We start from the raw sequence: 10,577 nt of genomic DNA on the forward strand, positions 1-10,577 counted from the left end.
TCCTTTGCGATCAGGCGGGCGAGCCGAGGCGGTCGAGGGGGATCAGCACGGGTTTGATCTGGTCGCGCTCGGTCTCGAAGACGATCGAGGGGTCGGGGACACCCGGCGCGTTGACGAAGCTGACGAACCTGCTGAGCTTGTCGGGGTCCTCGATGGTGGCGCGCCACTCGTCGACGTAGGTGGCCACGTGCCGCTCCATCTGCTCCTCCAGCGAGGCGCAGATGCCGAGGGAGTCGTCCACGATCACCGACCTGAGGTAGTCGAGGCCGCCGTCCAGCGACTCCACCCACGCGGCGGTGCGCTGCAGCCGGTCGGCGGTGCGGATGTAGAACATCAGGAACCTGTCGATGATCCTGATGAGCTCGTCGGTGGGGACGTCGGAGACCAGCAGGTCGGCGTGGCGGGGCTTGAAGCCGCCGTTGCCTCCCACGTAGAGGTTCCAGCCCTGCTCGGTGGCGATGATGCCGAAGTCCTTGGAGCGGGCCTCCGCGCACTCGCGGGCGCAGCCCGACACCGCCGACTTGAGCTTGTGCGGGGAGCGCAGTCCTCGGTAGCGCAGTTCCAGGGCGATGGCCAGGCCGACGGAGTCCTGCACGCCGTAGCGGCACCAGGTGGAGCCGACGCAGGACTTCACCGTGCGCAGCGCCTTGCCGTACGCGTGGCCCGACTCGAAGCCCGCGTCGACCAGGCGCTTCCAGATCTGCGGCAGCTGCTCGACGCGGGCGCCGAACAGGTCGATCCGCTGACCTCCGGTGATCTTGGTGTAGAGGCCGAAGTCGCGGGCCACCTCGCCGACGACGATGAGCTTCTCCGGGGTGATCTCGCCGCCTGGGACGCGCGGGACGACGGAGTAGGTGCCGTTCTTCTGGATGTTGGCCAGGAAGTGGTCGTTGGTGTCCTGCAGCGCGGCCCGCTCGCCGTCCAGCACGTGGCCGTTGTGCAGGGAGGCGAGGATGGAGGCGACGGCCGGCTTGCAGATGTCGCAGCCCCTGCCCCTGCCGCACATGGCGATCAGCTCGGAGAAGGTCGTGACGCCGCGCACGCGGACGATGTCGAACAGCTCGGCCCTGCTGTGGTCGAAGTGCTCGCACAGGGCCTTGGACAGCTCGACGCCCGACTTCTCCAGCAGCTGCTTCAGCATCGGCACGCACGAGCCGCAGGTGGTGCCCGCGCGGGTGCAGGCCTTGAGCCCGGGAACGTCGCAGACGCCGTCGCAGATCGCCTCGCGCACCGCGCCGGCCGTGACGTTGTTGCAGGAGCAGACCTGGGCGTCGTCCGGCAGGTCGAGCGCGGCCGCCGAGCCGGTGAACAGCAGGTCGGAGGGGGAGGCGGGCAGCGGCTTGCCGACGAAGGGCTTCAGCGTGGTGTACGGCGCCGCGTCGCCCACGCAGATCCCGCCGAGCAGCGTCCGCGCGTCGTCGGAGATGAACAGCTTCTTGTAGACGCCGCCCACGGGGTCCATGTAGGTGACGTCGAGCGCGCCCTCCATCGCGCCGAACTGGGCCACCTCGACACCGAGCAGCTTGAGCTTGGCCGACATGTCCGCGCCGTGGAAGGCGGCCGAGCCGCCGAGCATCCGGTCGACGGCCACCTCGGCCTGGGTGAAGCAGGGGCCGACCAGGCCGTAGACCATGCCGCCGACCAGCGCGCACTCGCCCACCGCGTAGATCGAGGGGTCGGCGGTGCGCATGCCCTCGTCGACGACGATCCCGCCGCGCGCGCCGATCTCGAGGCCGCAGTCCCTGGCCAGCTCGTCGCGGGGCTTGATGCCGGCCGAGAAGACGACCACGGAGGCGTCGATCACGCCGCCGTCGCTGAGCACCACCCTGTCCGGCTCGATCGAGGCCAGGGAGACGCCCGCGTGCACGCTCAGCCCGAGGTTGGAGATGTGCCCCTTGAGCACCGAGCCGCCGCCCTCGTCCACCTGACGCGGCATCAGCCACGGGCTGAGCTCCACGATGTGGGTGTCGAGGCCGAGCCCGCGCAGCGCGTCGGCGGCCTCGAGGCCGAGCAGCCCGCCGCCGACGACCACGCCCCGCGCGGCTCCCGAGGCGGCCTGCCTGATGCGCTCCAGATCGTCGATCGTGCGGTAGACGAAGGCGCCGGAGGCGCCGGGCACGGGCGGCACGAACGGCGCGGAGCCCGTGGCCAGCACCAGGGTGTCGTACGGCTCGGCGTGCCCGTCCTCGGTCGTGACGACCTTCGCCGCCCTGTCGATCCCGATGACCCTGGACGACAGCCGCGTCACCACACCCGGCAGCTCCGGGTACTCCAGCTCCTCCAGGGTGACGCCCTGCAGGTAGGAGGTGAGCGCCACCCTGTCGTAGGCGGGCAGCGGCTCCTCGCCGAACACGGTGACGTTCCCGTCGAACCCCCTGCTGAGCAGGGTCTCGACCAGCCGGTGCGCCGTCGGGCCGTAGCCCACCACGACAAGCCTGTTCACGCGGAAACCCCCTCTTGCTCGCACAGCCAGCCGACGATGCCCTCGACGGCGTCGCGGCAGGTGCCGCAGCCCGTCGTGGCCCTGGTCGCGGCGGCCACCGCTGTCACGTCTCGCGCGCCGGACTCCCAGCACGCCCTGATCTGGCCCTTGGTCACGTTGTTGCACTGGCAGACCTTGGCCGAGTCCGGCATCCTGACCGGGCTGTCCGCCACCGCCGCTCCCCCTGCGCCGGGGAAGAGCAGCCCCGCCCTGTCACCGGGCAGCGGCCCTCCCCTGTCGAAGAGCTGGGTGAGGGTTCCCACGGCGGCGCTGTCGCCCAGCAGGATCGCGCCCACCAGGCGGCCCTCGCGGATGACGAGCTTGCGGTAGGTGCCGCGCGCCCTGTGGCTGAAGCGCACCACCTCCGCGTGCTCCTCGGTCAGGTGGGTCTCGCCCATCGCGGCCAGCTCCACGCTCTTGGCCTTGAGCCTGGTGACCATGCGCGAGCCGCGGTAGCGGGCGTCCTTGGCCGTGCCCGTGATCACGTCGGCCACCACGGCGGCCTGCTCCCACGCGGGCGCGACCAGGCCGTAGACGACGCCGTCGTGCTCGGCGCACTCGCCGATCGCGAAGACCGCGGGGTCGTCGGTGCGCAGCTCGTCGTCCACGACGACACCGCGGCGCACCTCCAGGCCCGCCTGCGCGGCCAGCTCGGTCTCCGGCCGCACGCCGCAGGCCAGCACCACGAGGTCGCCTTCGACCAGCGTGCCGTCGGCCAGCCTGACGCCCTCGGGCAGCACCTCGGCCGCGCTCACGCCGGTGCGGATCTCCACGCCGAGGCCGGCGAGGGTCTCGCCGAGCACCAGCCCCGCCTCGGCGTCGAGCTGGCGCTCCATGAGGTGGCCCGCCAGGTGCAGCAGCGTGACCGGCAGGCCGCGTCCCGCCAGGCCGCGCGCGGCCTCGATGCCGAGCAGCCCGCCGCCGACCACGACCGCCCTGGAGCTGGTACGGCTGGCGGCCAGGATCTCCTGGCAGTCGTCGAGGGTGCGGAAGGGGATGGCCCGCTCGACGCCGGGGATCGGCGGGACGACCGCGCTGCTTCCCGTGGCCAGCACCAGCACGTCGTACGGCACGCGCCGGCCGTCCTCGGCGATCACCGTTCTGGTCTCCCTGTCGATCTGCACGACGGGGGTGCCGAGGACCGCCTCGACGCCGTGCTCGCCGTACCAGGAGGGATCCAGCAGGCGTACCTGGTCGGGCCCCGAGCTCCCGGCCAGGACGTTCGACAGCAGCACCCTGTTGTAGGGCTGCCAGGTCTCCGCGCCGAACACGGTGACCCTGATCTCCTTGTCGCGGGCGCGCACCTCGCTGACCAGGCGCGCTCCCGCCATGCCGTTGCCGATCACGATGAGCCTCATGCGACCTTCTCCAGTCTGACCGCGCACACCTTGAACTCCGGCATCCGTGAGGTCGGGTCGAGTGCGGGATTGGTGAGGCGGTTGGCGCCCTCCCAGTGGAAGGGCATGAAAACGGTGTCGGATCTGATGGCTTCGCTGATCCTGGCCACGCCCTCGGTGGCCCCCCTGCGGCTGCTGACGCGCACGAGATCGCCCGCGCCGATGCTCAGGTGCTCGGCGAGGTCGGGGTGGAGCTCGACGAACGGCTCGGGCGAGGCCTCGACCAGCGGGGCGATCCTGCGGGTCTGCGCGCCCGACTGGTAGTGGGCCAGGACCCTGCCGGTGGTGAGGTAGACGGGGAAGTCGGCGTCGGCCTCCTCCGCGGCCGCCCTGTGCGTGACGGGCACGAACCTGGCCAGGCCGTCGGGGGTGTGGAAGCGGTCGAGGAACATGCGCGGCGTGCCGGGGTGCTCCGGGGTGGGGCAGGGCCAGAACAGGCCGTCGCGCTCGTAGGTGATGCCCGAGTAGTCGGCCGTGCCGCCCTGCGAGGCGCGGCGCAGCTCGTCGAAGACCTCGCGCGGCTCGGCGGGCCAGGTGTGGCCCATCCGCAGCGCGAGCTCCTGGATGATCTCCAGGTCGGAGCGCACGCCCTCGGGCGGCTCGACGGCCTTGCGCCGCAGCTGGACCCTGCCCTCCAGGTTGGTCATGGTGCCGTTCTCCTCGGCCCACTGCGTGCTCGGCAGCACCACGTCGGCCAGGCGCGCGGTCTCGCTCAGCACGAAGTCGACGACGACCAGCAGGTCGAGGCTCTTCAGCCGCTCGGTGACGTGCGCGGACCTGGGCGCGGAGACCACCGGGTTCGAGCCGAAGACCAGCAGCGCCTTGGGCCCCTCGGCGGTGCCGAGCGCGTCGAGCAGTTCGTAGGCCGAGCGGCCGGGGCCTGGCAGCGTGCCGGGCTCGACGCCCCAGACGGCCGCGACGTGCGCGCGGGCCGCGGGGTCGTCGATCTTGCGGTAGCCGGGCAGCTGGTCGGCCTTCTGGCCGTGCTCCCTGCCGCCCTGCCCGTTGCCCTGGCCCGTCACGCACCCGTAGCCGGAGCCCGGCGTGCCGGGCAGGCCGAGGGCGAGGGCGAGATTGATGAACGCGGTGACGGTGTCGGTGCCCTTGGCGTGCTGCTCGGCCCCCCTGCCCGTCAACAACACCGCTTTATTAGCATTTTTCAGCATTTGTACGGCTTGGCGGATGGCAGCCACCGGAACTCCCGTGACCCGCTCGACCCTTTCTGGCCACCATTCCGACACCGAAATTCGAACCGCTTCAAAACCGGACGTGCGACGCGCGATGTATTCGCTGTCGAGAGCCCCCTCGGAGATCGCCACGTGCAGCAGGCCGAGCGCGAGCGCGAGGTCCGTCCCCGGCGTCGGCTGCAGGTGCAGCGCGGCCAGCTTGGCGGTCGCGGTGCGCCTGGGGTCGATGACGATCAGGTCGGGCCGCGTGAGGTGCCTGACGATCGGCGGCATGGTCTCGGCCACGTTCCCGCCCGCCAGGAGCACCACGTCGGCCGCCGCCAGGTCGGTCAGCGGAAAGGGCATCCCCCTGTCGGCGCCGAACGCCCTGACCGAGGCGGCCGCCGCCGACGACATGCAGAAGCGGCCGTTGTAGTCGATCTGGCTGGTGCCGAGCGCGACCCTGGCGAACTTGCCCAGCTGGTAGGCCTTCTCGTTGGTCAGCCCTCCGCCGCCGAACACGGCCACGCCGTCGGGACCGTGTTCGGAGCGCACCGCGCTCAGGCGGGAGGCCACATGGTCGAGCGCCTGCTCCCAGGTGGCAGGACGGCCGTGCAGCAGCGGCGTGGTCAGCCGGTCCGGGCTCGACAGGAGCTCGGCGGCCGTCCAGCCCTTCTGGCACAGCGCGTCGGTGGCCTCGACCGTGACCCGCTCCCCCACGGTCAGCGACATGCCGCACTGCAGCGCGCAGTACGGGCAATGGGTGAGCGTAGGAGAAGTCACGCGATCGATGGTGCTTTTGGGCCGTTTCACACTGGGGTCCCTTCTGTTACTAACGTGCTAACAGCGGCTCACCGCGCCAGTGAGAAGTTTCAGACGCGGGCGTGAGCGAGGCTGGGGAGCCTGGCGACGCCGACCGTGCGCGTGTAGCACCACCAGGTGACGGCGAAGCAGGCGGCGTAGAACAGGCCGAAGGCGACGAAGGCGGCGGCGGGGCTGCCGGTCGCCGCGAAGGACATGCCGAACCCGCGGTTGATGAGGAAGCCGCCGAACGCGCCGATGGCCGAGATGATGCCGATCGCGGCGGAGGCCTGGCGCTTGCCGTACAGGAGGGCCTGTTCGCCGGTGCCGAACTGCTCGGCGGCCTTGGCCTGGAAGATGGCCGGGATCATGCGGTAGGTGGAGCCGTTGCCGATGCCGGCGGTGACGAACAGGGTCTGGAAGGCCAGGAAGAACAGCCAGAAGCTGCCCGAGGCGCTGGCCAGCCAGACCAGGACGACGCCCGCGCCCATCGCGGCGAAGTTCCAGAGCGTGACGGGCGCGCCGCCGAGGCGGTCGGACAGCCAGCCGCCGACCGGCCTGATGAGCGAGCCGAGCAGCGGGCCGACGAAGGCGACCGTCGCCCACGCCGAGCCGGGGAACAGGCTCTTGGCCAGCAGGGGGAAGGCGGTGGAGTAGCCGATGAACGAGCCGAAGGTGCCGATGTAGAGGAAGGACATCACCCACGTCTGCGCCTTGCCGGCCACCGCCCACTGCTCCCGGGGGCTGGCCTTGGCGCTGGCCAGGTTGTCCATGAAGAACCAGGCGCAGGCGGCGGCGACCACGACGAACGGCACCCAGAACCAGCCGGCGGCGGCCAGGCCGAACGCGCCGATCACCAGCGGCATGACCAGCTGCACGGAGCTGACGCCGATGTTGCCGCCCGCCGCGTTCAGGCCCAGTGCCGAGCCCTGCTTGTGCTGGGGGTAGAAGTAGGTGATGTTGGCCATGCTGGAGGCGAAGTTACCGCCGCCGAAGCCCGCCGTCGCCGCGATCACCAGGAACACCCAGTACGGCGTGCCAGGATCGCTGACCGCGACGCCGAGCAGCACCGCGGGGATGAGCAGCAGCAGCGCGCTCACCACGGTGAAGGTGCGCCCGCCGAACCTCGCGGGGCCGAAGGTGTAGGGGATCCGCAGCGCGGAGCCGATCAGGTTGGGCAGCGCCACCAGCCAGAACAGCTGGTCGGTGGTGAAGTCAAAGGCGCCCATCTTGGCCGCGACGATGCTCCACAGCGTCCAGACGGTGAAGCCCACGTGCTCGGCCAGGATGGAGAAGGCCAGGTTGCGCCTGGCCACCCGCTTGCCGTCCCGCTCCCAGAATGCGGGGTCGTCAGGGTGCCAGTCGGCGATCCAGCGCGCCATCGTTCCTCCTACGGTTCGGGGATCTCGACCGTAGGAAGGGCGGGTTACGCACCTTGACGATGTGTGACGGTGCGCCGGTTACATGTCACTCACCGCCGTAACAATCAATGCATGTGTTTCACCTGCGCAACACGGCGTTAACACCGCGCCAGGGTGCGCCCCAGGCATCGGCGGGCGGACGCTCCCCTCCCCGGTCGAGCCGCCCTTCGGTCAGGACCGGGACGGCGCCGTCGTCGCCGAGGTCATGGCGCGAGCGCCACATGTGGCTGTGGCCGCGGTGCGCCCGCGCTCGGCCGCCGCCCTCGCCCACTCCTCACTCTCGGCCCCTGTGAGCAGCGCGAAAGAGCGGCGGAACAGATCGTGTACTCCGATCGCGCCCTTTTCCCTCGGCAGGCCCGCCGGGCGATCCGCCGGTTCGTGTTCGTTCGCGGGGCGAGCGACGGTTCGTCCCGCGCTGCAATGGGAATCGTTTCCTGGACGACGACAACGTTCTCGGGGAGTTGCCGTGGCCGTGCAGCGCATCCGCGCTTTCGACGATCCTGTGCTGCGCGCCGTCGCGCAGCCGGTGACCGCGTTCGACAAGGAGCTTCGCAGTCTGGTCAAGTCGCTGACGCTCACGATGCGCCAGGGCGCGGGGCGCGCCGGGCTCGCCGCGCCGCAGCTCGGGGTGCAGGCCAGGGTGGTCGTCTTCGACTACGACGGCAGGGCGGGGCACCTGGTCAACCCGCGGCTGGAGCTGTCGGAGCGCACGATCGTGGCCGACGAGGCGTGCCTGTCGGCGCCTGGCCTGTGGTGGCCGCTGGAGCGTTCCTTCGGGGTCACCGCGCGCGGTCGCGACATGTACGGCAAGCCAGTGACGGTCAGGGCCATCGGGACACTGGCCAGGGTGCTGCAGCACGAGGTGGACCATCTCGACGGCGTGCTGTTCGTCGACCGTCTGGCCGACGACGAGCGCGACCGCTTCATGGAGATGGCTCGCTGATCCTGCCCGGGCGCTCGCCCCGGGTGATCCTCCCCGGGCGCTCGGCCCGGGTCAGGCGCGCTCGGCGATGAGGCGGGCCAGGTCGACGACCGTGGCCCTGCGGCGGGCCCGCGCCGAACAGCCGTGACCAGGACCGGCTGGACGCGGCGGTGAAGCACGTCGGCGGAGACGCGCTCGGCGTGAGCGCCGAGGTGAGCGACGAGCGGTCGCTGGAGCGCGCCTTCCAGCTGGCGGGAACGGTCGACCACGTGCTGGTGACCGCGGGCGGCTTCGGCGGAGGAGCACTGGAGTCGACCCCGGGCTCGGAGGTCCGCCACCTCGTCGACAGCAGGGTGCGCTGTTCGTGATGGCCAACGCCTACGTGACAGGGCACCGTGCTCACCGTGGACGGCGGCGCGAGCCTGGCCTGACGGAAAACCGGATGCGCGCAGGCCGAAGGTGCCTCTAGCCTGGCAGACATGTCTACGCCCCGGATCTCTTAGCTCGGACACCCGCCTTCGTACCACCCGTGTGTCCAAGAGCTTATCCGGAGCGTTACCTCATGATTACCTTTCGTGATGTCGACGTGCGCGTCGGCGCGCGTCTGCTGCTGTCCGGCATCACCGCCCACATCGCCCCCGGCGACCGCGTCGGCCTGGTCGGCCGCAACGGCGCGGGCAAGACCACGCTGATGCGGATCCTGGCGGGGCAGGCCCGTCCCGCCGCGGGAACCGTCGTCCGTACGGGCCCCGTCGGCTACCTCCCTCAGGATCCTTCGGCCGCCGACCCCTCGCTCACCGTCACCGACCGCATCCTGTCGGCCCGCGGCATGGACGAGGCCGTCCGCGCCCTGCGCGCCGCCGAACTCGCCCTCGCCGAGCTTCCCGCGGACTCGGCCATGGCCCGTTACGTCAGGGCCGAGGCGGAGTTCCAGGCCCGAGGCGGATACGCCGCCGAGGCCGAGGCGGCGAGGGTCGCGGCGGGTCTCGGCCTGCCCGACCGGCTGCTGGCCCAGCCGCTCGGCACCCTCTCGGGCGGCCAGCGGCGGCGCGTCGAGCTGGCCAGGGTTCTGTTCGCGGAGCGGGGCACGCTGCTGCTGGACGAGCCGACCAACCACCTCGACGGCGACTCCATCGCGTGGCTGCGCTCCTTCCTCGCCTCCTACCAGGGCGGCCTGGTGGTCATCAGCCACGACACCGACCTGCTGGCCGACGTGGTCAACAGGGTCTGGCGGCTGGACGCCGACCTGGCGGCGATCGAGGTGCACAACACCGACTGGAAGACCTACCTCGCCGACAGCGGGGCCGCCGAGCGTCGCAGGGTACGGCAGCGGGCCGCCGCCGAGCGCAAGGCCGCCGCGCTGCGCGCCCAGGCCGACAGGATGCGGTCCAACGTGGCCACGGCCGTACGCGCTCGCGACATGGCCCGCCGCGCCGACCGGATGCTGGCGGGGGTCGAGCCCGCCCGCCGTACCGAGAAGGTCGCCAGGATCCGGCTGCCCGAGCCTGCGCCGAGCGGACGCGTCCCGCTGGGCGCGGTCAGCCTCGGCAAGTCCTACGGGAGCCTGGAGGTCCTGACCGGCGTGGACCTGGCCGTCGACAGGGGCGCGCGGCTCGTGGTGCTCGGCCTGAACGGCGCGGGCAAGACCACGCTGCTGAAGATCCTCGCGGGACGGCTCGCGCCCGACTCCGGCAGGGTCGTGCACGGTCACGGCCTGCGGCTCGGCTACTTCGCCCAGGAGCACGACACGCTCGACCCTGCCCGCACCGTCGGGCAGAACCTGGCCTTGGCCGCGCCGGGGCTGAGCGACGGCGAGGCCCGCAACATCCTCGGCTCGTTCCTGTTCGGCGGCGACGACGTCGACAAGCCCGCCGGGGTGCTGTCGGGCGGCGAGAAGACGCGGCTGGCGCTGGCGGGGCTGGTCAGTTCGGGGGCGAACGTGCTGCTGCTCGACGAGCCGACCAACAACCTCGACCCGGCCTCGCGGGCGGAGGTGCTGAGGGCCGTGGGCGCGTACAAGGGGGCGGTGGTGATGGTCACGCACGACGAGGAGGCGGTCGAGGCGCTGCGGCCCGAGCGGGTGCTGGTGCTGCCCGACGGCGTGGAGGACCTCTGGAACGAGGGCTACGCGGACCTGATCAGCCTGGCGTGACGGGCTCGGCCCACCGGCGCCGGGCCCGGAACGCCGGACCCGGCGCTCGGTGATCGCCGAGCTGCCGCGGCGGGACGGCGTGCGTCCCTGACCCGGCCGGTCCGGTCGGGTCAGGCGCGGAATGCCGATCAATTGCGTAGATGACCAGACATTAACCTAACGCAACTGGTCAATCACCCTCGGTTGCGGGATGGTGATCGCGTTCTGATCAACCTGCCCAGGAGGCACCATGCTGC

7 protein-coding genes are annotated in these 10,577 nt (G+C 71.4%); 3 read left to right on the forward strand and 4 right to left on the reverse strand.

Annotated features, from left to right (window positions below; translation table 11 throughout):
* Positions 1-10 precede the first annotated feature (10 nt).
* The 4 genes from nirB to ABFX50_RS48180 form a co-directional block, all read right to left on the reverse strand.
* Positions 11-2,443, reverse strand: a complete 2,433-nt coding sequence (gene nirB, locus ABFX50_RS48165; RefSeq protein WP_346157431.1) for a nitrite reductase large subunit NirB — start codon at positions 2,441-2,443, stop codon at positions 11-13.
* Positions 2,440-3,840: an FAD-dependent oxidoreductase gene (locus ABFX50_RS48170; RefSeq protein WP_346157434.1), complete on the reverse strand. Its 1,401-nt coding sequence runs from the start codon at positions 3,838-3,840 to the stop codon at positions 2,440-2,442. The genes nirB and ABFX50_RS48170 overlap by 4 nt, the downstream gene beginning before the upstream one ends.
* Positions 3,837-5,777 (reverse strand): molybdopterin oxidoreductase family protein, encoded by a 1,941-nt coding sequence (locus ABFX50_RS48175; RefSeq protein ID WP_346157442.1) that lies wholly within the window; start codon positions 5,775-5,777, stop codon positions 3,837-3,839. The genes ABFX50_RS48170 and ABFX50_RS48175 overlap by 4 nt, the downstream gene beginning before the upstream one ends.
* Before the next feature lie 140 nt (positions 5,778-5,917).
* Positions 5,918-7,228, reverse strand: coding sequence for an MFS transporter (locus ABFX50_RS48180; RefSeq protein ID WP_346157436.1), 1,311 nt, complete (start codon positions 7,226-7,228; stop codon positions 5,918-5,920).
* A gap of 505 nt (positions 7,229-7,733) precedes the next feature.
* Here ABFX50_RS48180 and ABFX50_RS48185 point away from each other — a divergent pair.
* The 3 genes from ABFX50_RS48185 to ABFX50_RS48195 all read left to right on the forward strand — a co-directional run bounded on the left by ABFX50_RS48185 (position 7,734) and on the right by ABFX50_RS48195 (position 10,341).
* A complete protein-coding gene (locus tag ABFX50_RS48185) occupies positions 7,734-8,210 on the forward strand; it encodes a peptide deformylase (RefSeq protein ID WP_346157437.1) in 477 nt (158 codons plus the stop codon).
* A 149-nt stretch (positions 8,211-8,359) separates the two neighbouring features.
* On the forward strand, positions 8,360-8,557 hold the full coding sequence (locus ABFX50_RS48190) for an SDR family oxidoreductase (protein WP_346157439.1): 198 nt from the start codon (positions 8,360-8,362) through the stop codon (positions 8,555-8,557).
* A gap of 194 nt (positions 8,558-8,751) precedes the next feature.
* Positions 8,752-10,341, forward strand: a complete 1,590-nt coding sequence (locus ABFX50_RS48195) for an ABC-F family ATP-binding cassette domain-containing protein (RefSeq protein WP_346157440.1) — start codon at positions 8,752-8,754, stop codon at positions 10,339-10,341.
* The last annotated feature ends 236 nt before the right edge of the window (positions 10,342-10,577 follow it).

The organism is Nonomuraea recticatena (assembly GCF_039533245.1).
Lineage (GTDB): Bacteria > Actinomycetota > Actinomycetes > Streptosporangiales > Streptosporangiaceae > Nonomuraea > Nonomuraea roseola.